Genomic DNA, 23,894 nt, shown 5'->3' with positions numbered 1-23,894 from the left:
GGTCAGGGTCTGAATTGCCTGTCGGTAACGAAGGTAACGGGCCGGCGTTCCGCCAGGCAAGCTTCGTCGGTCGTCCCGCGTTCCAGAAAGGCCGCGGCGGTTCTGAGTGCACAGGGATTGCTGGTCATGACCGAATGACTGGCATCGGGAAATTCCAGCAACATCGACTGCGGCAGGCCGCGCGCGAGATCCCGCGCCCAGCGTACCGGCGTCACCGGGTCGAAGCGGCCGGTCAGAAGCAGCGTGGGAACATCCACGGAAACGGGCGCAGGGCGGGGCGCAGGCGCGGCATTCCACGCCCCGCAGACCGCACGCATCTGCTCCCAATGCGCCCGGGCCGCCCGTTCGTAGGGACCGTCGCCGGCAAGAGCCGCATTGACCCGTTCTTCGTCCGCCGCCAGGACCGATTCAGCACATTCGATCGCCAGATACTGACCTTCGGCCGACGAGCGGGAGCCGAGATGGGGATAGTCAATGTATTCTGCCAGGATCGCCGGTTCGCCCGCATTTTCGTCAACGGCATTTGCGTCTGCTGGCGCGACCCCGTCGAGCAACGACGGCAAACCCGCGATCACATCGCTGTCATACAATAGGAGGAACAGCCCCTCGACCGTGCCGACGTCGTCAAGCAGGACCGCCGCGCGCTCTTCGCCGCCCTCTTCATCCACGATGGTGACGGAAACCGGATCACGACGAACGGCCTCCAGCATTGCATGGAACCGGTCAGCGATATCGGGAAACACATCATCACAGGTTCGATCCGCCGCGCAGGCGTCGAATACGGCATCGAATGCGGCACGATAGAGATCGGCGCCCTGCTCGAACCAGTTCACGCTGGGCGGATAAACGGAATCGAGCACCGCCGCCTCGACCCGATCCGGCGCCTGCCGCATCACTTCCAACGCCAGCCGCGAACCATAGGACACGCCCATCAGCGCGAAACGGCCGGCATCCAGCGCATCGGCAACGGCCAGCACATCGGCCGCCGATTCCTGTGTCGTTATCGCCACCTCATCCAGGGTTTCTGCCAGCCGGACCCGGCACTCAGCGACCGCCGCCACTTCGGCCTCTATGATGGCACCGGTATCGATCACGCCGCCTTCGGCCACCGCCTCCAGTTCCGGGCAATCGAGGTCGGGACCGCTGAAGCCGACGCCGCGCTGTTCGAGCAGCACGAAATCACGGTCCGTCCCGACCGCGTCGGCGATATGCAGCCAGTCGTCCAACGGGTCATAGCCGTCCACCGCCTCGAAGAAGGCGATCTCACCCGGGCCACCGTCCAGAAAGATAACCGGCGGCCGGGCGCCAGTCCCGTCCACGGCAGGAAAGATTGTTACCGCCAGATCGATAAAGGCCGGATCGGCAACGTCCCGTCGGGCCGGCACGCTGACCAGCCCGCATCGAATATCCAGGTCGGCGGCGATCGCGAACCGGCAATCCGCCGGTTCGAACGTCGGAACGTGCCGGAGGGCCTGGCCATTTTCGGACAAGGCAACATCACCGGGCGCATCGCTGCCGCCGGACTCGCATCCAACCATCCCTATTGCCAGCGCCCCTATGGCCGCACCCGACAGCCTGCGCCAGCCTGCCGGACCAGGAAAGGCTCCTGTCATCCCCAGAGTATGGCCGATGGCGGATGAACCCCGGACTCATCATAGGTAAGTGCCGGATCGCGATCCTGAGCCAACAGCAGCGGTCCGTCCAGATCGACGACGTCAACGCCCTGCCCGACCAGAACCGCCGGCGCCATGGCCAGCGACGACCCCAGCATGCAGCCCACCATGATGCGGAAGCCCCGATCGCGGGCCGCCTGCTTGAGCGCCAGCGCCTCGGTCAGACCGCCGGTCTTGTCGAGCTTGATGTTGATCATCTGGTACTTGCCGACCAGGGCGTCCAGCGATGCGCTGTCATGGCAGCTTTCATCGGCGCAAAGCGGGACGACCGGATCGATGTCCGCAAGCGCCTCATCCTTGCCGGCCGGCAGCGGCTGCTCGATCATCTCCACGCCCAGCGCCTTCATCGGCGCCAGATAGTCCGCGAGGTGGCGCGGCGTCCAGGCCTCGTTCGCATCGACGATAATGCGGCTGTCGGGCGCATTGTCCCGCACCGCCGCCACACGATCGATATCGCCATCGCCCGTCAACTTCAGCTTGAGCAGCGGCCGGTGCGCCGCCGCCCTGGCCGCTTCGCCCATGGATTCGACGGTACCAAGGCTAAGCGTATAGGCTGTGATGACCGGTGCTGGCGTCGACAACCCGGCGAGTTCGTACGCCCGGCGGCCCGAGAGCTTGCATTCCAGATCCCAGAGCGCGCAATCGACAGCGTTGCGCGCCGCACCGGCCGGCAGGGCCGACAGCAGCGCGGCACGGTCCATACCACCGCCCACCGCATCGGCAACAGAGCCGATCTGTTCGGCGACAGAGTCCAGAGTTTCGCCATACCGTCCATAGGGCACGCATTCGCCGCGCCCGACGGTACCGGCCTCCGAGATGCTCACCTCGATGACTTCGGCCGTCGTCCGGCTCCCGCGGGAGATCGCAAACGAGCCCCGAATCGGCCACGATACCTGTCGGCAATCCATGCTGCGTCGGTTGTCCGCCGAGGCCGTCATGCGGTTTCTCCTGCATCGGCGAGCATCGCATCAACAATCGATGCCACGCCGGTGCGCACGGGATCGACCGCCGGCATGCCGAATTCCTTTGCCAGCGCCGCCAGCGTGCTCTCTGCCTCACTCTCGGACATTGCCGACGTATTGCAGGCGATGCCGACGACTTTCGCCCTTGGATTGGTCAGCCGGGCGCAGCGTTCGTTCAGCGCGATGGCCTCGGCGATGTCGGGCAGGCCGTAATGCGGAAGTCCGCGCATGTGCGGGCGGCCGGGTTCATGGCACATGACCAGATAGTCGGCCTGGGCCCCGTGGATAAGCCCCATCGAAACGCCGGCAAACGATGCGTGGAAGAGTGACCCCTGCCCCTCGATCAGATCCCAGTGATTGGGGTCGTTTTCCGGCGCGATGGCCTCGACCGCGCCGGAAATGAAGTCCGAGATCACGGCGTCGACGGAAACACCCGATCCGGCGATGAAAATACCCGTCTGGCCGGTAGCGCGGAAATCAGCGTTCGCGCCCCTTTTCTTCAGTTCGTCCTCAAGCGCCAGCGAGGCAAACATCTTGCCGACAGAACAATCGGTGCCGACGGTCAGGACCCGGCGCCCGGTGCGCGGGGCGCCGGTTCCAAGTTCGAAATCATTGGTCGGGTGACGGACATCGAACAGCGAGCGTCCCAGCTTCGCCGCCTTTTCCCGGACAGACGGGATATCGGCGACCTTCTTGTGGAGGCCGCTGGCGATATCCATGCCGAGATCGAGCGCCTTGAGCATGGTCTGTTCCCAGGTCGGCGCGATGCGGCCGCCCCGGTTGGCCACGCCGATGACGAGGGTCTTCACCCCCTTCTCGGCCGCTTCCTCGACGCTCATATCCGGCAGGCCGAGATCCGCCTTGCAGCCTTCGAGGCGGAGTTGCCCGATGCACGCATCAGGGCGCCAATATGCGACGCCCTTGGCCGTCTTGGCGGCGAGTTGGTCCGGCGCATCGCCGAGAAACATCAGATAAGGTTGCCGGATCTCCACCATCGAACTCCTTGGTTTTCTTCTTAACGGGACGGCCGGCCCAGGCGGAGCCCGAGCGCCTTCTTGCGCCGCAATACCATACAGCCGCGCAGTTTAGCGACAACGATGTCTGCTAAGCAAATGCATCGGCGCGGCCCCGTGACCGGCCCCCGTCACTGGCCCCCGTCACTGGCCCCCGTCACTGGCCCCCATCATTTGCCGGGTGCCGGGCCAGGATAGCAATGACCGCATTATCGGTCACCTGATCAAAGCTGTCATAATAATAGCCAATCGCGCCAAGATCCGGCGGCGTCGCCAGACATACGATCGTATCTGTCTCGTTGCGCAGATCTTCGATGACATCCGGGGCACCCACCGGCACCGCGAGCACGAGCTCCCTCGGCCCCTGCTTCCGGATCGCCCGCAAAGCAGCCCGGACGGTCGCGCCGGTTGCCACCCCGTCATCGACAACGATGGCTATGCGGCCCGCCACCGGCGCGCGCGGCCGATCGCCGATATACCGGTGCCGCCGGCTTTCGTTCTCGCGGCATTCACGGTCCCGGACCTGGGCAAACACCGCCTCGGTCGTGCCGGTCGCCCTGATCAGCGACTCGTTACGTACCGTCTGCGGATCATCGCCGTCGACGACCGCGCCGATGGCAAGTTCCGGCTGTGCCGGCAAGCCGATCTTGCGGACGAGAACCAGATCCAGTGGCGCTGCCAGCGCCTCGGCCACTCTCGCGGCTACGGGAACGCCGCCTCTCGGCAGCGCAAGGATCACCGCATCCTGTCCGGAATACCGGGCAAGCGCCTCTGCCAGCTGCCGGCCCGCATCATCTCGATCTCGAAACTGCGCCATGGAAACCCCTTTGGGAAATTCCCCCGCCGGATCAGTAGATTGGCGGTGTCGTAATCCACAACACGCGCACGGTTTCCTGCCCGGGATTGCGAAAACCGTGAGGCCGCATGCTTTCGAAGGCGAAGCTGTCACCCGGTTCAAGGTAATAGCATTTATCGTCCACGGTCAGTTCCATCGTGCCTTCGAGAATCAGGCCGCATTCTTCGCCGTCGTGATTGTAGAGCTGCTCGCCCGATCCGCCGCCGGGCCGCATGACGACTTCCAGAAACTGGAGCTTCCGATCGAGATCGGGCACCAGCATCGTCTTGCTCATGCCCTTTGTGCCGAAATCGAAAAATCTCCGGTCCCGGCGGCGCACGATCAGCCCGGTCTCGTCGGGATCCGCCGGGCCATCGCCATCGAACAATGTGGAAATCGGAATGCTCAGCGCGGCGCAAATCGCCCGAAGATCGCGGATCGAGGGCGATGACAGCCCCCGCTCGATCTGGCTCAGTCCGCCGACGGAAATTTTCGACGCTTCGGAAACCTGCTGCAGCGACATCGCCTGCGCCTTGCGCCGTGCGCGCAGCTTCTGCCCCAACGTCCAGTCACGCGGATCGATCTCATTTTCCCGAAAAACGCTCATCCGGCGCTCCACCCCAATCGAATCTTTCAAATCAGATCATGGCATTCATGATCGCTTGACGTAGAGACCATACCTTCATACCGTTAAAAAATTCATCGATAAATTCATGCAGGTGAAAGTTCGATCCGGGCTTTGCCGCATGCTCGCGGCTCGACCTATCCGCTGCACAGGGAGATACAATCAATGGCAAACCGCAAATTCTGGACGCCCGATCTATCGCGCCGTCAGGTACTGAAATCGACCGCCGGACTGGCGGCAGCGCCGGTCTTAATGGGTGGCTTCTCCGGCCTGGCCGCCGCCCAGCAGGGAAATCTGGTGTTCGGCTCGGCCAGCCTCGGTTCAACCGGCTACGTTATTGTCGAATCAATTTCGGCCGTCGTAAACCGGCATACTGACATGCGCACGTCGTCGATGTCGACGTCGGGTGGCGCGGAGAACCTTCAGCTTATCGGCGAAGGCATGATCGATATGGGCCAGAGCGCCTCGACCGACTGGCCGGCGGCGACCGCCGGTGAAGGCCGGTTCGGCAGCCCGATCGAAATGAGCCAGATGTTCGCCTATACCCTGTGGGCAACGATCCCGATCGTCCGCGCCGACAGCGACATCCAGACGGCCCGCGATCTGGCCGGTTATCGCGTCAGCCCCAGCACCGCCGGCGGTTCTACCCGGCGCACCTGGGAAATGATGACCGAATTCCTCGGCGTCAAAGACGACATCGACTGGACCTACGGCTCGTGGCGCGAAACCTATGACGCGTTCCTGTCAGGCGCCATCGACTGCTGTCCGGGTCTGCTGGCCGGTGGCAGTCCGTCGCCGCTGATGCAGGAACTGCAGGCATCGGTCGATGTCCGCGGTCTCGGCTGGCCACAGGATGCCATCACCCACGCGAACGAAGTCAATGCCGGCATCATGGCCTATGAAGTCGTGCCCGAGCGCTGGACAGGCGTGTCCGAACCGACCGCCTGCACGGCGTCGGTCGGCCTGCTGGCGGCCCATCCGCGCGTGACCGCCGAACAGGGCTACGAGATCACCAAGGCGGTGTTCGACAACGCTGAAGAGGTGCGCAACATCTCCATGGAGCTGGAGAATATCGATCTGGACTTCGCCGTCCGCTATCTCATGGACAGCATGCCGGTGCATCCCGGATCGGCGCAATACTTCAAGGAACAGGGCGTCTGGCGCGACGAACTGACCATCGCCGAGGGCTGATAAGCCCCGGACTCGAACCACGATCGATATCGGAGCGCGGCCGGCACCATCGCCGGCCGCGCCCGCCGCCAGTCAAGCGGCATAGCCATTGCGGGACAGCAGACCATCATGTCACCTCCGGGCGATTCCACGATCAGCCGCCTCGCCGGCATCTTTCATCCACCGGCGCACGCGTCTCCTGTTGTAACGCTGATCCTCGGCGTCGTCGCCGCGGCCACCGCGATCTTCCACATGATCCAGCTGGACGCCCGGATCGTGGCGGGCGGGCAGTTCACCAGTCTCCACTTGAATCTGGCGATCCTGATCTGCCTGCTGGGCCTGCTTGAGAGTATCCCGCCCGAGAGAAAACGCGACCGGCGCCTGCTATCGGGCCTGTCGCTTCTCGCGCTCGTCCCGCTGTTCTACATCCATTTCGCCTATCCCAGCCTGGTCAACGAGCGGACATTTCTGCCCAATACGCCGGATATGATCGTCGCCGTGCTGATGATGGCACTGGCGATCTTCGTTTCGATCCGGGAATGGGGCTGGATCATCCCGGCAATCGCCGTGCTCGGATTGCTCTACGGCTATTTCGGAAACATCTTCCCCGGCTACCTGTTCTACCACAACGGCATCAGCCTCGAACGGCTGATCGGCTATACCTCCATCCCCTATTTCCGCGGGTTGCTGGGGTCGCTGACCAGCGTCTCCGCGAATACGATCTTCATTTTCATGATATTCGCCGGCCTGCTGAAAGGCACCGGCGGGCTGGACCTGCTCATGAAGGTCGCCTTCACTCTGGCCGGACGATCGCGCGCCGGACCGGCGCAGGCTTCCGTCATTGGCAGCGGCTTCATGGGCATGCTGTCCGGCAGTACCATGGCCAATGTCGCGTCGACCGGGGCCTTCACGATCCCGCTGATGAAGCGGTTCGGCTTCAAATCGACTTTTGCCGGCGCAGTCGAGGCCGTCGCATCGGCCGGCGGCCAGATCACGCCGCCGAAAATGGGGCTGGCGGCCTTCCTGATCGTCGGCATTACCGGCATTCCCTATGTCGAGGTCATGGCGGCGGCGGTCTTCCCGGCCATCATCTATTTCGCCTATCTGATGGCGGCGGTCCATATCCAGGCCGTGCGCAGCAACATCAACGCCGCCGGCAACGCGGTCGACGATATGTCGGCCGACCTGCCGCTCGCGGATATTTCACTCGGCCGGGCCTTTCTCCTCTATGCGCACCCCGTCGTCGGACTGGTGCTGCTGATCTGGCTTCTGATGGCGGGCCTGCCGGCCAGTTCCGCCGCGCTGTATGCCGTGCTGGCCGTCATTGCACTGGAACTGATCAAGCGGCTGGTCCTGAACCTGAGCAATCCTGTCGCCGGCCTCGGCACTTTCGCAGCGAACATTCTGAACGGCCTTGCATCAGGGGCACGAAGCGGCGCGCAAGTGGCAGTGGTCGTTGCGGTCATCTCGATCATGGTGGAAATGCTGGTGGCCACCGGCTTCGCCCAGAAGCTGTCGTACATGATGCTTGAGATCGCCGGCGGCAATCTGGTTCCGCTGATGCTGATCGCCGGTCTGTCCTGTCTGGTGTTCGGCGTCGGCATGCCGACATCGGCGGCTTATATCCTGGTCGCGCTGCTGGGCGCTCCGGCGCTGGTCGAACTGGGCGTACCGCTGCTGGCGGCGCATCTCTTCGTCTTCTATCTCGCCAACATGTCGGCGATCACGCCGCCGGTTGCGGTCGGCTGCCTGATCGCGGCGAATATCGCGCAGGCGCCGTTCTTCCGGACGGCGTTCATCGCCATGCGGCTGGCGGTTCCGGGCTTCGTGCTGCCGTTCATGTTCGTGCTGCGCCCGGAAATCCTGGGCATCGACGCCACGCTGGTAACGCAGATCCTGACGACCGTTCTGGTGCTGCTGGGTCTGGTCGCGATCAACATGGCGGTCGAGGGCTATATGCTGACCCGCCTGTCGATCCCGGAACGCATTCTGCTGGTGCCCGTCACCGTCGGGCTGCTGGCGCCCTCGAACTGGACGACCATAGCGGCGGTCGCGATATTCGCCGGCGTGCTGGTCCTTCAGGTCCTGCGCACCCGCAATGAACGCGCGGGTCCGGGCCTGGGGCGGCCAAGCGAGCAATTGCATTAAGGGGTATCGTGCCGTGGAAACCATGAAGCCGCCCGTAGTCGGGTACAGCCATATGGCCGTTGCGGGTCACTATCTGGCATCGACCGCCGCACACGATGTCCTGGCCGGCGGGGGCAATGCCGCAGATGCCGGGGTCGCCGCCGGTCTGGTGCTGGGCGTCGTCCAAAGCGACTACGTCAATATCGCCGGCGTGGCGCCGATCATGTTTCGAGAGGCGGCAACGGGCAAGATCACGACGATCGACGGTGTCGGCCGCTGGCCGCGCGGGCTGGACCCGCAACTGTTCATGCGCGAACACGGCGGCCATGTGCCCAGCGGCATATTGCGGACTGTCATTCCCGCCGCCCCCGCCGCCTGGATCGAGGCGCTGATCCGGTTCGGCACGATGACCTTCGCCGACGTCGCGGCGGCGGCAATCCGCCACGCCCGCGACGGCTTCGCCATGCATCCGTTCATGCACCGCATCATCACCGAACACCAGGACGAGTACGCCCGTTGGGAGGCCAATCGGTCCATCTATCTTCCCGACGGCGCACCGCCCCCGGTCGGGTCGCGCTTCGTCCAGAGCGATCTGGCCCGCACGCTGCAGTATATGGCCGACGAAGAGCGATCCGCCGCGAACAAGGGGCGCGATGCCGGACTTTCCGCAGCGTGGCGCGCGTTCTACCAGGGCGACATTGCCGCTGCCATCGTCCGCTATCACGCCGAGAACGGTGGGCTGCTGACAGCCGCCGATCTCGCGGAACACAGCGTTGCCGTCGAGACCGGCGTCCAGACCGCCTTTGCTGGCGGCACGCTGTCGGTCTGCGGCGCCTGGTGTCAGGGACCCAGCCTGGCCCAGACCATGGCGCTGATCGACACCGCCGCCCTACAAGGAACGCGCCACAACGGCGTTGAGCACCTGCATATCGTTGCCGAGGCGATCAAGCTCGCCTTCGCCGATCGCGATCGCTATTTCGGCGACCCGGATTTCGTTGACGTGCCGCTCGACCGATTACTCAGCGTGGACTATGCCGCCGAACGCCGCCGCCAGATCGGTGATCGCGCCGCCCCGGACATGCCCGCGCCCGGCGATTTTGGCGACGATGGGTTCGGCACCCGGCGCACATCCACAACCGATCCGTCGGCGGGGGCGGAAAGGTGGAGCCATCACGGCGACACATCCTATTGCTGCGCGGTTGATGCCTGGGGCAACGCCTTTTCCGCCACGCCCAGCGACGTGTCCTATAACAGTCCGGTCATTCCGGGTACGGGACTGTGCCCCTCGGCCCGCGGATCGGCAAGCTGGGCGGACCCGCAGCATCCCTCCGGCGTATGGCCGGGGAAACGGCCGCGACTGACCCCCAATCCCGCGATATTCGTCGACGACGCCGGACGTGCCATGCCGTTCGGCACACCCGGCGGCGATGTCCAGGTGCAGGCGATGGCGCAGTTCCTGCTGAATTTGAAGGTGTTCGGTATGGCGCCGCAGGAGGCCGCCGAAGCACCGCGCATCGCCAGCTACAGTTTCCCCGGCACGTTCGAACCGCACAACAGCTTCCCCGGCCGTCTTTGCGTCGAAGGCCGCATCGACGTCGCGGTGCGCGATGCCCTTGCCGCGCGCGGCCACGACGTCAAGGCATGGCCCGATCACACGCATCTGGCCGGGGCGATCTGCGCGATTGTCCCGACGGCGGATGGCGGTCTGCATGCCGCCGCGGATCATCGCCGCCCCTCCGGCGCGGTCGGGTGGTAGTTCGCCCAATGCCAGAAACACAGCGCAGCCTGTTCATCGACTGTTCACCGGATATGCGGGCGCTGATCGATGATGGCGCGGCTTCTGCGGTTCCGAACCTGGAAATCCACGACGGCGACCCGAAGACCGACGACCTGCCCCGGCTGCTCGACGGTGTAGCCGTCGCCCTGAACGGGCATACGCCGATGCCGGCCGGCGTCCTGGAACGATGCGCCGATCTGCGCCGGATCATCTTTCTCGGCACCGGCGCGTCCAGCTATATCGACATGGCCGCGGCCGAGCGTTTGGGCATCGATGTCGACACCATCCGCGACTATGGCAGCCGCAGCGTCGCTGAACACGCCATTGCGCTGGCATTCGCGGGCGCGCGCCGGATCACCGAAATGGATGCCGGAATTCGCGCGGGCCGCTGGCAGCCGATGCGCGGCATGGCGCTGTCCGGGCGGGTCCTCGGCGTGCTCGGCGCCGGTGCGATCGGACGCGAGGCAATCACACTGGGGGCCGCGCTGGGCATGGATGTCCGGGCCTGGTCGCGAAGCGCGGTTCCCGGCTCGCTTCCCTGCCGCGCCGTGTCGCTGGACGAGGCCATCGGTAGCGCCGACGTGCTGTCGCTGCATCTGGCGCTGACAGCGCAGACGCGTCACATGTTGGGCGCGGCGGAATTCTCGCGGATGAAGGCGGGGTCAATTCTGGTCAACACTGCCCGCGGCGGACTGATCGACGAGCAGGCCCTGATCGCTGCCCTGCAGCAGGGACGTCCCGGCCATGCCGCGCTCGATGTGTTCGAGACCGAACCCCTTCCCGCCGGGCACCCGCTGACGGCACTGCCCAACGTGACGCTCACCGCCCATGCCGGGTTCAACACCGCCGATGCGGCACGCAATCTTCTGCAATTGGCCGTCGACCGCCTGGCCGAGCACTTGCGAGCGTGAAGTCAAGGGCGGACAGACGGCGGGCAGGATGTTTGACCCCGGGCCGAGGTCTCAGTATGATAATGTCATACTTTACGAAAGGTGCCGAATGCCCGGAATATCGAAACGCACTGTCAGTCTACCCGACGATTACGCCGCCTATATAGACCGCATGGTCGCCTCGGGTGCATTCGCTTCGGCAAGCGAGGTTGTGCGGGCAGGTCTGCGTGCGCTTCAGGAGCGCGAGGCGGCCGTGGATCGCTGGCTGCGAGAGGAAGTCGCCCCCACCTACGATGCAATGTACGAGGATCCTGATCGCGGGATTCCGGCGTCACGGGTCTTTGACGAACTCCGCGCGCATCACACCGGATCGCGTTCTCAGCGCTCTTGAAATCGCGCCAGGTCACCTTTGCGCCCGAAGCCAGGGACGACATCTTCTCGCTCTACGAATGGATCGCCACCGCCGCGACGCCCTCGACTGCCCTGTCTTACATTGAGCGGATTGAAACTTTCTGCCAAGGCTTTGCACATGCTGCCGAGCGAGGTAGTCGCCGCGACGACGTGAGGCCGGGCCTTCGTGTTGTGGGGTTCGAGCGCCGGGTGACGATCGCGTTCTCCGTGGATGCCGACCGCGTCACGATTCTCCGGGTATTCTATGGTGGGCGCAACTGGAGAGCGCAAGACCGGGATGGTACCATCGAATAAGTTTCGGCTGTACCTGCATCAGGTTTCGCGCAAGCCAAACGCTGCCCTTGTCGGCTATCGCCCCATACCGTCGCGCAGGCGGTACCAGGCGGCCAGGGCGCTGACCAGCGGCTTGCGAAAGCCGTAGAACGGGATCGGCGAGACACCTGTCACCGGAAAATCGAGGTCGCGGTCCTCGACGCCCAATGCCCGGTCGGCCAGTACGCGCCCCATCGCTGTCGCCATGGCAACACCCCGTCCGTTATAGCCGAGTGCCGCCGTCACGCCGGGCCTGATTTCGTGCAGATGCGGCAGGTGATCGCGTGTCATGGCGACGAAACCGCCCCAGAAATAATCCCATTCCACATCGCCGATCTGCGGGAACATCGCTTTCGTCGCCCGGCGAAGGTTTTCCTGTTGCTTGCGCGTCCCATTCTCGGAATAGGCGCCGCGCCCGCCCATCAACAGCCGGCCGTCGCGGTCGAGGCGGAAATACATCAGAAGCCGGCGCGTGTCCGACGCGACATGTCCCTCGGGCAGGATTGAAGCCCGGACATTCTCTGAAAGCGGTCTGGTCGCAACCTGCACCGAGCGCACCGGTACGACACTGCGCGCCAGCGGTCCCGCCAAACCATCTGTATAGGCGTTGGTGCAGACGAGCACATGGCCGGCGGCGATCTGGCCGCCCGGCGTTCTGACGATCATGCCCTCCGACGACTTTTCGATCGAGGTGGCTTTGCTGCGGCCATAGATCGACACTCCGGCCCGCCGGGCCGCTGCCGCCATACCCAGCGCAAAGTTGAGCGGATGAATTCCGCCGCCGCGCCGGTCGATCAGGCCGCCGACATAAGCGTCGGTGCCGACCAGGGACGCCACATCCGCCGCTGACAGCACATCGACGTCGGCATCCCACTGCCGCCATTCCTCGGCCCGGCGCTTGGCTGTTTCCAGGCCACTGGCCGAATGAGCCGGCTGAATCCAGCCGGCGCGGCTGGCATCGCAGTCGATTGCGTATCGGTGGACCAGATCGAAGACAACATCGGGCGCCCCGCCAACGAAGCGGACCAGACGCGGGCCGAGTTCGGGGCCCCAGCGCTTGACGATCGTTTCGGGATCGTCCTTCAGGCCGGGTATCACCTGCCCGCCATTCCGCCCCGATGCGCCCCAGCCGGGGTGTTCCGCCTCGACCAGTGCAACCTTGACGCCGCGCTCGACCAGATGAAGCGCCGCCGACAACCCGGTAAAGCCGCCGCCGATGATCGCGACATCGGCACGGGCACGTTCTTCCAGGCGCAGGAATTCCAGCGACGCATTGGCTGTTGCGTGCCAGAGGGAATTGGCCGAAGCCGCAAGCTCGTTTCGAATCATAACGGGACCTTAGGGACTAGCACGGACGCGGGCAACACAGCAGCGCGCAAAGCGGAACGAATTTCGTGGCGACAGGCTTTCGGCAGCCCGCTACCTTCTTCGCGTATCCTAGCACGGCATCGCCAGCGGGGGCCGGGTTCGTTTTCAGGATCGGCGCACCGACGGCAACGGGAAGGCCATCATGACGAATGCCAGCGTGTCGAATGCCAGCGTCACGGATAACGCTGTGGCGGTTCTGCCCCATTATCAGCGGATAAAACAGTCGATTCTCCAGCGCATACACAGTGGCGAATTGAAGGCCAACGACCGGCTGCCGTCGGAACACGAATTCGTGGCCGAATGGGGTGTCTCACGCATGACGGTCAACCGCGCTCTGCGAGAGCTGACCGCCGAGGGCGTTCTGACAAGGGTTCAGGGCGCCGGCACCTATGTGGCGCCGGAACGCCCCGAATCCACCGTTCTGGAAATCCGCGACATCAGGGACGACATCGCCGCCGCCGGACAGTCGCATTCCGCTCGCGTCGTCACCCTGGAGACGGCAGAGGCAGGCGCAGATATCGCCGCAGATCTCGGACTGTCGACGGCTTCGCCCGTCTATCACTCGGTCATCGTGCACTCTGCCGACGGCCGCCCGGTCCAACTCGAAGACCGCTTCGTGAACCCCGTCGCGGCGCCGGGCTATATGGAACAGGATTTTACGCGGATCACACCGACGGAATACCTGATGCGTTCCTGTCCGGTGACCGCCTTCGACCATGTGATCCAGGCGGTCGTGCCGACCACGGCTGAGCGGCGTCTGCTGAAGATGTCAAAGGGCGAGCCGTGCCTCGCACTTCTGCGCACGACCTGGTCAGGCGGCACATGCGCCACGAGAACGCGGATGCTTCACCCCGGATCCCGGCACGTTCTGCGGTCCGGCCAGGGGCCGATCCACGGCATCTAGCGACCCCTGCATTGCGTCCATTGCGCCGACAACCGGCGCGCCTCACATGTGTTGAAGCCTGTCACTTTTTAACGACACCCCGGGATACCTCATGATACCCCTCTCCGTACTGGATCTTTGCCCCGTTCCCGAAGGCGCGACCCCGCGCGAGGCGTTGGCCAACACGCTGGACCTGGCCCGTCACGCCGAAGACTGGGGCTATGGCCGCTATTGGCTGGCCGAACACCACAACATGGTCGGGATCGCCAGCGCCGCGACATCAGTGGTGATCGGCCATGTCGCAGCCGGCACATCGCGCATCCGCGTCGGGGCCGGCGGCGTCATGCTGCCCAATCACTCCCCGCTGGTCATTGCCGAACAATTCGGAACGCTGGCATCGCTGTTTCCCGGCCGCATCGATCTCGGCCTCGGCCGGGCACCCGGCGGCGACCGGGCAACGGCGCGTGCGCTGCGCCGCGATCTTGAAAGCAGCGCCGATCAGTTCCCCCAGGATGTGGTCGAACTTCAGGGTTATCTGGCCGACCCGGAACCCGGCCAACGGATTCTTGCGGTACCCGGCGCCGGCACCAACGTCCCGCTGTGGATCCTGGGGTCGAGCCTGTTCGGTGCCCAACTGGCGGCGATGCTGGGCCTGCCCTATGCCTTTGCGTCGCATTTCGCCCCGGACGCCCTGATGCCCGCCATCGAAACCTATCGCGCCCGCTTCCGGCCGTCGGCACAACTGGATCGGCCCCATGTCATGCTCGGCGTCAACGTCATCGCCGCCGACACCGACGAAGAGGCGCGGCGGCAGTTCACCACGCTGCAGCAGGCATTCGTCAGACTGCGGCGGGGCGACCGCGGCAAGCTGCAGCCGCCGATCGACCGGATCGAGGATTTCTGCTCGCCGGACGAACTGGCCGGCACCGCTCACGCCTTGAAGTATTCATTCGTCGGCGGACCGGAAACCGTGCACGCCGGGATGGCGGCATTTGTCAAGCAAACGGGCGCCGACGAGTTGATGGTCACCGGCCAGATCTACGATCATCAGGCCCGGCTCAACTCCTACCGGATCACCGCCGGCAAGCATTGAACCCCGCAGAATCGGGCCGAATCGGCGCACCTCGGTCGCAAAGGAGGATTCATCCGATGTTAAGGTCGAGCAGGTACGACCGAAATCAATGTCGTCATTCGAATCCCCTTTGCCGAGGCCGATCCCGCGATGCACCTTGCCGCTACGCTCACTAATATTATCCAATCCCTTCGCGGACGGATTGTCCTGTCGGCCTTCGCCATTTTCCTCGTGGCCCTGACAGTATTGGTTGCCGTCGCCACGATCCGTCAAACACAGTTGGCCGAGACACAGGCTGACGATCGGCTCCAGGCGGCGGCTCGAACAGAGGTCGCCAACATCCGGGCCGATCTCGATCGCGCCATCGGCATGGCCGAAACCCTTGGGCAAAGCCTGTCTTCGACCCTTGCCGCCGGTGAGACGGATCACGCTATCCTGACCGCAATGGTGCAGGATTTCATGGACGGACGGCCGCAGTTTCTGGGCTCGGGACTTGCATTCATCGACGAGGAGAGCGGCGCCCCGGCCGAACTGATCGCCGAGGGCCCCTTCGCCGATGCCTCCGGCCGGTTGTCGACCTATGTCTATCGCGGATCCGACGGCACCCTGTCGACCGCGCTGCTCGATTTCGGTCCGGAATCGGGGGCCGAAGCGTGGTTCGACAATCCGGTGAACGAGAACCGTACCGTGTTGACCACTCCGTTTACCTATTCGGTCGACGGGGAAGACGTCCTGATGACCACGATCGCCACGCCCATCCGGGATACCGGAGGCGATGCGATCGGCATCGTCGCGGTGGATATTGCGCTGGAGACGCTTCACGAGCAAATCAGCGCTACCCGTCCCATGGGCACCGGCTATTCGATCCTGGCGAGTGATACGTACGAATGGGTTTCGCACCCCGACCCCGGCATGATCGGCACATTGAGTGAAGACCCCATCATCCGGACGATCATCGATCAGGCGCTGGAAAGCGGCGGCTGGACCGGACATCGGCAGTTCAGCGGCAGCGACATGCTGGTGGCGGCACAGCCGGTGGATTTCGACGGCGTGGAAGCGCGCTGGGTCGCCGCCGTCATGGTCCCGCACGCCACGGTCGTCGGCTCGGCGCTGGATATCCGCAATACCCTGATCGGGCTGGCCATCATCCTGATCCTGATCGGGCTGGGGCTGTTCTGGTTCCTCGGCTGGACGATCGGCAAGCCGATCAGCCGGCTGACCTCGACCATGACCGCCCTGGCCGACGGCGATCTGTCCGTGACGGTGCCCGAGATCGGCCGCAAGGACGAGATCGGATCCATGGCCCGCGCCGTCGGCGTCTTCAAATCCCACGCCGAAGACCGGCTGGCCCTGACCCAACGCGAAGAGCAGGCGCGCGAAGATGCCAAACGCGTCCAGTCAGAGACCATCGAGCGGCTGGCCGACGACATCGACGCGTCGGTGCGCGGCGCCATCACTCATGTGAACGACGCCTCCAGGCATCTGTCGGGCTCGGCCTCGTCCCTCGGCAGCCTCAGCCAGGCCGTTGCCGGCGAAGCCCAGACGGCCGTTCAGGCGTCGGATGCGGCGTCATCGGCCATCGCGACGGTCTCCGGCGCCGTAACCGAGTTGGAAGCCTCGATCCGCGATATCGGCGGTCAGATGGGTGAGTCCGTCACTATAGCGCAAGATGCAGTCAAGCAGGCCGATGAAGCTGTCGGCCGGGTGCGCGGCCTTCAGGAAGCTTCCGAGCGGATTGGCAACGTCGTCGGCCTGATTCAGGACATCGCCGAACAGACCAATCTCCTCGCCCTCAATGCCACGATCGAGGCGGCCCGCGCGGGCGACGCCGGCAAGGGCTTCGCCATCGTCGCCGCAGAGGTCAAGAATCTCGCGTCCCAGACCGCCAAGGCAACCGAAGAGATTTCAGGCGAGATCGAGGCCATTCGGTCGGCCACCGGCCGCACGGTTTCCGATGTCGGCGAGATCGCGGAAGTGATCCGTCGCATCGACACGATCGCATCGGCCGTTTCCGCCGCCGTCACCCAGCAGGGCAGCGCCACCGGCGAAATCGGCCGCAGCATGGACGAGGCCAACACGAGCGCGGATCGGGGCTCGACCGCCACCCGCAGCGTCGCGGAACAATCGGAGACAATGAACGGCGTCGCCGGCGAGCTTTCGACCCTGGCCAACACATTGGAAACCGAAGCGTCGACACTTTCCCAGACCGTCGACTCCGTCGTACAGCGCCTGAAATCCTCCGCCGGCGCTGCAGCCTGAAGCGATCACGCTGTCGGCGTGTCGGAACAAAGCCACGCCGCGACGGCATCCGCAGGCATCGGCCGGGCAAAGTAATACCCCTGGCCGGTGCGGCAGCCCACTTCCGCGAGGCGCTGTGATGTAACAGCGTCCTCGATGCCCTCGGCCACAGTGGCAAAGCCGAAACTGCCGGACAGATCCATCACGGCCTTAACCAGCGCATACGACCGGCTGTCACCATTGAGATGTCTGATCAGCGAACGATCCAGTTTGACGACGTCAACGGCCATATCCTTCAGGTAGGCCAGTGAGCTCTGCCCGGTTCCGAAATCGTCAAGCGCCATCTTGATACCCATGCAACGCAAGTCGGCCAGAGTGCGTAGCGCCCCGTCCGGATTCCACATCACCGCGCTTTCCGTCACTTCGACTTCAAGCCCATCCGGGGTGACGCCAAATTTCAGAAGCTGACTTTCCAGCCACTCGGCAAAATCCGACCGTTCGAGATCGTGGACAGAGATGTTGACGGCAATCGGCAGGTCGGTCCCCTCGCGCCTCAATCGGACCGACTGTTCCAGCGCCGCCCTGACGACCCATTGGGTCAGTTGTCGCATCAAGCCTGTTCTTTCGACGACGGGGATGAAAACGTCGGGCGGAACATTGCCTCGGTCGGGGTGGTGCCAGCGCAGCAAAGCTTCGAAACCGCTGCATTTCTGCTTCTCCAGATCGATTTTCGGCTGAAGAAGAAGCCGAAGCTGGTTGTCCGATGTCAGCGCATCCTGAAAATCGGCCAGCAGGCTCACCGTCTGGCGTCGGCGGTCGTCCCGGTCGGCATCGTAGACCGCGACGAGCGACCGCTGTTCGCGCGCATCTTCCAAAGCGGCCAGCGCGGCCCGGATGGCCGTTACCGGATTGCCGGCACCGGCCACAAGCCCGGCGACGCCGAAACGGCACTCTGCCAGGATGGGAATGCCTTTTGCGATCAACGGCTCGCCGAGACACTCCGCAAGGCGATGGGCATAATCCACCGTTTCGTTGGTCGATTGGCTTCGAACCAGGACGGCGAGAATGCCCTCTCTCAGATCATAGAATTTCGCATCGCGCGTAGCGTCGGATTTCAAGCGGGCAACGGCCGCCCGCATCATTGCATCAGCGTAGTCGTGGCCCAGGGTAGCGAGCACTCTGCTGTAAGGCTCGATGCTGACGATCACGATCCTCAGCGGCCGACGACCGGCACCGTCAAGTTCGAGCACCGCCGGACGCCCCTTCGCACGCGAAATATCATCCAGCAATTGCGTTCGGTTGGGCAGGGCCGTGATCGGGTCTTCGAATGCCTGACTGCGCATGATCTTGAGGTAACGTCCGAGGGCGAGGAACATGATCCCCGCAATCGCCCCGATCGTGGCGAATGCCGCCGCTCGGCTGAAGTAGCTCAAGGGATCCTGCGGCGTCCCGAGCGTTGCATCCAGCGGCATGACCGGCCCCATGACCAGACCCGAAAGCAGCCCCGCCGAAATGCCGCCGATGGCGCCAAAGAAAAATGCACCAACAAGAATCGGAACGTAGACGATATGGATGTAACTGTACTGGGTGCCGCCCGTCACATAAACAAGGATCGCGCTGCACAGAAGCATAGACCCGATTATGCCGGCGACAGCGACCTGTATCTTGCGATCTGATGTATGCCAGTTTGAAAAAACCTTTTCGATGATCCAATCCGATTTCGTCGACATGCTCCCCCCTGCGGGACAGTTTCCGAATGCGTACCGGATACGCGAGCGCATAACGCTCACCTATGAATTAGAGATGAAAAATTCTCACGTTAAAGTTTCTCTTCTTATAGAGAAACCACGCGATCTCCACCACAGGATTGAGCAGGAACGCCTACTCGGATACCCAGAACACCTTCTATGTCTTCATCTGATGAGATTTTTCAACGGCGGATCGAATTTTAACGATAAACTACTTACCAGTCTCGACCTATGCTGAGAACTGCCGGATAAAATATTAACATTTGTTGAACTTCGTTAAGACTGCGCTGAGGTCGGGTCGAAGATTGCGGGTTGCGCGCTTCCTCGTTTTCCCGGGCTCGTTTTCCCGGGCTCGTTTTCCCGGGCTCGTTTTCCCGGGCGGGCGCCGCTGTCCGTGGGCTATCGGAACCGGGTCGCTGATTTCGGCCTGCGGCGCACGGATGCGCGCATCACAGCATGCGCTTGCGCAGGCTCGACGATAGCTGCTCGAACAGGATCACCGACACCAGGATGACCAGGATGATGGCGCAGGCGCGATCGTACTGGAAAAGCCGCATTGCGGTCGACAATTCGACGCCTATTCCGCCCGCGCCGACGAGGCCGAGCGTCACGGCCGATCGAATGGATTTTTCAACACTGAACAGAGACGTCCCGGTCATCGAGGCCAGGCTTTCCGGAATGATCGCACCGAAAATGACCGAAAGGCGCCCTGCGCCGGTCGCTGTGAGGGCGTCGGACGGGCCGCTTCGCACCTCCTCGAACCGTTCCGAATAGAATCGCGCGGCAAACCCGATCGTGTCCATGATGATGGCGAGGATTCCGGCAAGGGGGCCAAGGCCGACGGCGACGACGAAAATCAGCGCCCAGATCAGATCCGGGATTGTGCGGGCGGTCGAGATGAACAGCCGGGCAACCGTTCGCACGACTGCATTCGGCGCCGTATTGCGGGCGGCCAGAAGGGCCAGCGGCGCCGAAAGGATACAGCCCAGCGTGACGCCGACAATGGCGATATTCAACGTCTCCCACATTGCGCTGGCGATCATGGGCCAGCGCTCGAAATCCGGCGGGAAAGCCATGGCGATGAACCGGCTGAAATTGACGGCCCCGCGCAGGATTCGGTCGATCGACAGCTCGGCGCTGTAGACCCCCTGAATGAAGAACGCGGCGAATGTGACAATAACGACCCAACCCAGGATCGACGGCAGGCGGAAGCGGTCGGGCATGTCGGGGGTAGCGGAGGTCATCTTGCGGCCCCTTCCATCGTCCCGACAAGATTGGGCGGTTGGTCCGCCGGTTGCGCCGGGACGGCGGCCGGGCTCTCATCGACGCGGGCGACACCTCGGTACAGGTCCGTCAGCTCATCCTCGTGCAGCGTGTCGACATGGCGATCCAGGACGATGCGGCCCGCCTTCATGCCCACGACCCGCTTGCCGTACTCCCGCGCCAGTTCCAACTGGTGAAGCGTGCACAGAAGCCCGATTTTCTCTTCGTCGGCAACACACCAGAGCAGATCCAGCACTTCGCGGCCGGCTCTGGGGTCCAGGCTGGCAATCGGTTCATCGGCGATGACGACCCGTGGCGCCTGCATGAGCATGCGCGCGATCGCCACGCGTTGTTGCTGCCCCCCGGAGAGTTCTGTCGGCCGAGAGTTGGCCTTGCCGGCCATTCCAACGCGATCGAGGCAGTTCATGGCGCGCTCCCGATCAGCGCGGCTTGCCGTCAGGTTGAAACAGTTCACGATACCCATCGGCCGCTGCCCCATGACGCCGAACAGGACGTTCTGAAAGGCGCTGAGCTGGGCGACGAGGTTGAAGTGCTGGAACACATAGCCGATCCGTCTTCGGGCCGATCGCACCGTCGACGGGCGGCTGCCGACGATGTCGGTGCCGTCGACCCTAATCGTGCCCGCCGTCACTCTCTCCAGACCGGCGATACACCGCATGAAAGTGGATTTTCCGCAGCCATTGGCGCCGAGCAGGACAACTCCCTCGGCCCGGCCGACGGTCAGGTCGATCCCTCTCAGAACATGAAGATCGCCATAGCCGCAATGGACGTTCGCCGCCGAAATGGCGGGCTCGTCCAGAGCCGCGTGGTTGATTGAACTTTCCAACTGCAAGATTGCTCCATAGCAGGCCCGGAATTGCCGATGCACGCCCGTTCCGGAACGGGCGTGCATGGCACTGGCGCAATGGCGGCCGAAGCGAGCTCAGTCGTCCAGCGGAATGCCGGCGACTTCATAGGCCTCGCGGACGATGTCGTAGATTGCCGGATCCGTCTCGAACGACATATAGGCGTCACGCTCGATGAACTTGTCGGCATTGCGCTCGGTGTCGGTCAGTGCGGACCACAACAGGTCCGAATGGTCCGCAAGCGTCGACCGCAGGGCAACCCGGCAGTCGTCCGGCAGAGAGGCCCGCATCACGACCGGATCGCCGGGAAGCTGGTCGGTCTGACCCAGCAGCCGGTATTCGGTATCGGGATCCTGTTCCCGCACGGCGTCCCAATCCTTGTTGCCGCCGCCCATGGCGTCGACATCGCCGTTGATCAGAACCTGGATTCGCGCATCGCCGGCCATGATGATCTCGACATCGGAATCGACGTCCAGACCGGCCTCGGCCATCATCATCATCGGGAAGATGTGACCCGACGTCGACCCGGCGTCCTTCAGAGCGACACGATGCCCGGACAGATCCGCCATGGTCTCGATCGGGCTGTCGGCGGGGACGACGAAACTGGAGCCATAGTGCGGACGGACGATCGAGAACAGGATGTCCATCTCGGCCAGTTGCTGAAAAAGGACAAATTCCGACGGGCCCGCAAAGACCAGATCGACCTCGTCGAATTGCAGAGCCGTGCCGGCCGCCGTGCGGTTCGAGAGCGAATAGAGCTCAAGCTCGATATTCGTCACCTCTTCGAAGGTTTCGGCGAAGGGCGCGAAGGCTTCTTCAAGGCTTCCCATTCCTTCGATGCCGGTATCGGCCATGCGCAGAGTATCGGGGCAAAGCTCCGCAGCATCCTGCGCCGCCGCGGGCGCGGAAGCAAGAAGCGCTCCAAGAATGGAAATACCACAAGTCGCGAACATGATGCTTTTCATATCAGCTAAATCCTTTCACACAAATTAACCTTTAAGGTGGCGAAAGGATTAGCACACGGACATGACGCTTTTTTTCATATCATATTAAAGTTATGTGACGCTCGCGACGGCATCGGCTTCGATAACTTGCTGCGAGCTACGTTTCCTCCATGCGAATCTTCAGCACCAGATCGCCGTTGGCCAAACCGGCCGCCGACAGAGGAAACCGGATATCGTCGGGGTCGGGGTACCGGGTGGCGCGGTCGGGCATTTCCTCATCCAGCGACGTCCATCGCGATTTGATAAGCCACCCGCCGCGTTCGTCGGGGTCGCCGATGCCGACCGTCAGGACCCGGTCGAACACGCGTTCGCCGAAATAGTGCCGGTCGCGCAGAACCATCCTGTCCTTGACGAAATGCGGCAGTATTTTTACCCGGATCTGGAAGTTGGAATAGCGGCGATCGCCCGGGGGCCGTTTCGAGCGCATCAGAAACGTGCGGAACAGCGTCTCGCCGCCGGTTTCCAGGTCGTGGGCGCCGACGGTCAGCGGCGAGCCGTGTTCCTCGCGCTGGTCGGTCATGACCGTCGTTTCGCCGCGGATCACGACCGTGGTTTCGATCATCAGATAGCGCAGGGTCTCGTCGTCCCGGAACCGGTCGGCCAGCCGCAGGTTTTCCAGCCGGATTTCGACGCTGGTATCGCCGAACAGGAACCGTTGCAGGTTCTGATAGCCCTCCTCGGAGTTCACGATTCCCAGCGGACCGCTGTGACTGCGATAGATGAAGGCCCGGCTACTCCCTTTCACATAGGCATGGTCGATCTGCACCAGACCGTCGCTGCCGGGCCCGACGGCATAGCGCGCCAGCCCGTAATCGTTGTGATTGGTCCCGATCAGCGAAAAGACGTCTGTCGGAGAAAAATGCGGGCCGATCTCGTGCAGCCGATCCTCTGCCCAGTCGTCAGGAAACCCGAGCAGTTCCTTCAGGCGCCGCGGCCCGAACGTATCGGATTCGTTGATGCCCAGCAGATCGCGGATCTCCGTCAGCGCACCCAGCCCCGAGCGGAAATGGATGCCCCGATGGGGCGTGGCATAGGTGAACAGGCGGTCGACCCGTTTCGGTGCCTCAGCCTTGTAGATTCGCTGGATCAGCGAGCGGCAGACCAATCCACCCATCGAATGCGCGATCAGATGAACCCGTGGCGCCCCGGTGCTGGCCAGCACGAACGCCACCAGCGTGGCCAGTCCCTCGGCGATCGTTTCGACGCGGTCGCGGGTGCCGCTTCCGATGATGCGCGATGTCCTGTCGTAGTAGCGGTATATCCACAGCGTGCGTTCGGGAAAGGTCTGACCGTCGGTGGAGGCCGCACGGTTGCTGAGGACTTCCACCTCACCATCATCATCGATCCGGGCGAAGACGTCGCTGTAGCCGTGATCCTTCATCAGCCGGACCAGCGGGCTTTCGAAAATCGCGAAATCGGGATGGCCGTCCGGCCCGGTCCGGACCTTCGTGCTGCCCAGATTGAAACCGTAATACGGCAGGTCGACCGTGCTTTCGACGAAATCCTGCGTACCGGCATAGCCCCGGACATAGATGATCGGCAGGAATCGTGACATGAGCGCGCCTCCCCGGGCATTCCGCGATTCAGTCCCGGCGGAAACGTCTTCTTCATGCAGACCGAAACGCTTAACAGCGGTGCTTCGATTTTGCCACAGACC

The 23,894-nt window shown here is 63.6% G+C and carries 20 protein-coding genes; 9 read left to right on the top strand and 11 right to left on the bottom strand.

The genetic code is table 11. The annotated features are described in order from the left end of the window. Positions 1-2: 2 nt before the first annotated feature. From ABZ728_RS14460 to ABZ728_RS14440, 5 genes are all read right to left on the bottom strand, one after another. Positions 3-1,490: an alpha/beta hydrolase gene (locus ABZ728_RS14460; protein ID WP_366656917.1), complete on the bottom strand. Its 1,488-nt coding sequence runs from the start codon at positions 1,488-1,490 to the stop codon at positions 3-5. Positions 1,491-1,609: 119 nt separating this feature from the next. Then, the gene (gene dgcA / locus ABZ728_RS14455) at positions 1,610-2,611 is read right to left on the bottom strand and encodes an N-acetyl-D-Glu racemase DgcA (protein WP_366656916.1); all 1,002 of its coding nucleotides are present in this window, start codon (positions 2,609-2,611) and stop codon (positions 1,610-1,612) included. Further along, a complete protein-coding gene (gene dgcN / locus ABZ728_RS14450) occupies positions 2,608-3,627 on the bottom strand; it encodes an N-acetyltransferase DgcN (protein WP_366657199.1) in 1,020 nt (339 codons plus the stop codon). Before dgcN ends, dgcA begins: the two co-directional genes overlap by 4 nt. Positions 3,628-3,805: 178 nt before the next feature. Next, a complete protein-coding gene (locus tag ABZ728_RS14445; protein ID WP_366656915.1) occupies positions 3,806-4,465 on the bottom strand; it encodes a phosphoribosyltransferase family protein in 660 nt (219 codons plus the stop codon). 31 nt (positions 4,466-4,496) lie between these two features. After that, a complete protein-coding gene (locus ABZ728_RS14440) occupies positions 4,497-5,090 on the bottom strand; it encodes an XRE family transcriptional regulator (RefSeq protein ID WP_366656914.1) in 594 nt (197 codons plus the stop codon). A 183-nt stretch (positions 5,091-5,273) separates the two neighbouring features. On the opposite strand from ABZ728_RS14440, the gene ABZ728_RS14435 reads away from it, so the two are divergent. The 6 genes from ABZ728_RS14435 (at position 5,274) to ABZ728_RS14410 (ending at position 11,777) form a co-directional block, all read left to right on the top strand. Then, positions 5,274-6,299 (top strand): TAXI family TRAP transporter solute-binding subunit, encoded by a 1,026-nt coding sequence (locus tag ABZ728_RS14435; protein WP_366656913.1) that lies wholly within the window; start codon positions 5,274-5,276, stop codon positions 6,297-6,299. Between the two features lie 108 nt (positions 6,300-6,407). Next, the gene (locus ABZ728_RS14430; protein WP_366656912.1) at positions 6,408-8,426 is read left to right on the top strand and encodes a TRAP transporter fused permease subunit; all 2,019 of its coding nucleotides are present in this window, start codon (positions 6,408-6,410) and stop codon (positions 8,424-8,426) included. Positions 8,427-8,448: 22 nt separating this feature from the next. Continuing rightward, a complete protein-coding gene (locus ABZ728_RS14425) occupies positions 8,449-10,161 on the top strand; it encodes a gamma-glutamyltransferase (RefSeq protein WP_366656911.1) in 1,713 nt (570 codons plus the stop codon). An 8-nt stretch (positions 10,162-10,169) separates the two neighbouring features. Continuing rightward, the gene (locus tag ABZ728_RS14420; RefSeq protein WP_366656910.1) at positions 10,170-11,093 is read left to right on the top strand and encodes an NAD(P)-dependent oxidoreductase; all 924 of its coding nucleotides are present in this window, start codon (positions 10,170-10,172) and stop codon (positions 11,091-11,093) included. An 88-nt stretch (positions 11,094-11,181) separates the two neighbouring features. After that, on the top strand, positions 11,182-11,463 hold the full coding sequence (locus ABZ728_RS14415) for a type II toxin-antitoxin system ParD family antitoxin (RefSeq protein ID WP_366656909.1): 282 nt from the start codon (positions 11,182-11,184) through the stop codon (positions 11,461-11,463). Further along, complete coding sequence (locus ABZ728_RS14410; protein ID WP_366656908.1) at positions 11,460-11,777, top strand: type II toxin-antitoxin system RelE/ParE family toxin; 318 nt, start codon at positions 11,460-11,462, stop codon at positions 11,775-11,777. Before ABZ728_RS14415 ends, ABZ728_RS14410 begins: the two co-directional genes overlap by 4 nt. Positions 11,778-11,831: 54 nt before the next feature. Here the strand turns inward: ABZ728_RS14410 and ABZ728_RS14405 are convergent, their stop codons facing one another. Beyond that, complete coding sequence (locus tag ABZ728_RS14405; protein WP_366656907.1) at positions 11,832-13,124, bottom strand: FAD-binding oxidoreductase; 1,293 nt, start codon at positions 13,122-13,124, stop codon at positions 11,832-11,834. A gap of 181 nt (positions 13,125-13,305) precedes the next feature. Here ABZ728_RS14405 and hutC point away from each other — a divergent pair, with 181 nt between their 5' ends. The 3 genes from hutC to ABZ728_RS14390 all read left to right on the top strand — a co-directional run bounded on the left by hutC (position 13,306) and on the right by ABZ728_RS14390 (position 17,377). After that, complete coding sequence (hutC, locus tag ABZ728_RS14400; RefSeq protein ID WP_366656905.1) at positions 13,306-14,067, top strand: histidine utilization repressor; 762 nt, start codon at positions 13,306-13,308, stop codon at positions 14,065-14,067. Positions 14,068-14,158: 91 nt separating this feature from the next. Further along, positions 14,159-15,139 (top strand): LLM class flavin-dependent oxidoreductase, encoded by a 981-nt coding sequence (locus tag ABZ728_RS14395; protein WP_366656903.1) that lies wholly within the window; start codon positions 14,159-14,161, stop codon positions 15,137-15,139. Positions 15,140-15,268: 129 nt separating this feature from the next. After that, a complete protein-coding gene (locus tag ABZ728_RS14390) occupies positions 15,269-17,377 on the top strand; it encodes a methyl-accepting chemotaxis protein (RefSeq protein WP_366656902.1) in 2,109 nt (702 codons plus the stop codon). Positions 17,378-17,382: 5 nt separating this feature from the next. On the opposite strand, the gene ABZ728_RS14385 is transcribed toward ABZ728_RS14390, so the two are convergent. From ABZ728_RS14385 to ABZ728_RS14365, 5 genes are all read right to left on the bottom strand, one after another. Further along, positions 17,383-19,086 (bottom strand): EAL domain-containing protein, encoded by a 1,704-nt coding sequence (locus ABZ728_RS14385; protein WP_366656901.1) that lies wholly within the window; start codon positions 19,084-19,086, stop codon positions 17,383-17,385. Between the two features lie 467 nt (positions 19,087-19,553). Beyond that, a complete protein-coding gene (gene phnE / locus ABZ728_RS14380; protein WP_366656900.1) occupies positions 19,554-20,348 on the bottom strand; it encodes a phosphonate ABC transporter, permease protein PhnE in 795 nt (264 codons plus the stop codon). Beyond that, positions 20,345-21,214 carry an ATP-binding cassette domain-containing protein gene (locus ABZ728_RS14375; RefSeq protein WP_366656899.1) on the bottom strand — a complete coding sequence of 290 codons (870 nt, stop codon included), beginning with the start codon at positions 21,212-21,214 and terminating at the stop codon, positions 20,345-20,347. Before ABZ728_RS14375 ends, phnE begins: the two co-directional genes overlap by 4 nt. A 96-nt stretch (positions 21,215-21,310) precedes the next feature. Continuing rightward, on the bottom strand, positions 21,311-22,198 hold the full coding sequence (gene phnD, locus ABZ728_RS14370; protein WP_366656898.1) for a phosphate/phosphite/phosphonate ABC transporter substrate-binding protein: 888 nt from the start codon (positions 22,196-22,198) through the stop codon (positions 21,311-21,313). A gap of 136 nt (positions 22,199-22,334) precedes the next feature. After that, positions 22,335-23,792, bottom strand: coding sequence for a hypothetical protein (locus ABZ728_RS14365; protein WP_366656897.1), 1,458 nt, complete (start codon positions 23,790-23,792; stop codon positions 22,335-22,337). Between the last annotated feature and the right edge of the window lie 102 nt (positions 23,793-23,894).

This window comes from Fodinicurvata sp. EGI_FJ10296 (assembly GCF_040712075.1).
Taxonomy (GTDB): domain Bacteria; phylum Pseudomonadota; class Alphaproteobacteria; order DSM-16000; family Inquilinaceae; genus JBFCVL01.
Note: the sequence above shows the minus strand (reverse complement) of the source record. Positions and strands in the feature narration are given on the sequence as shown.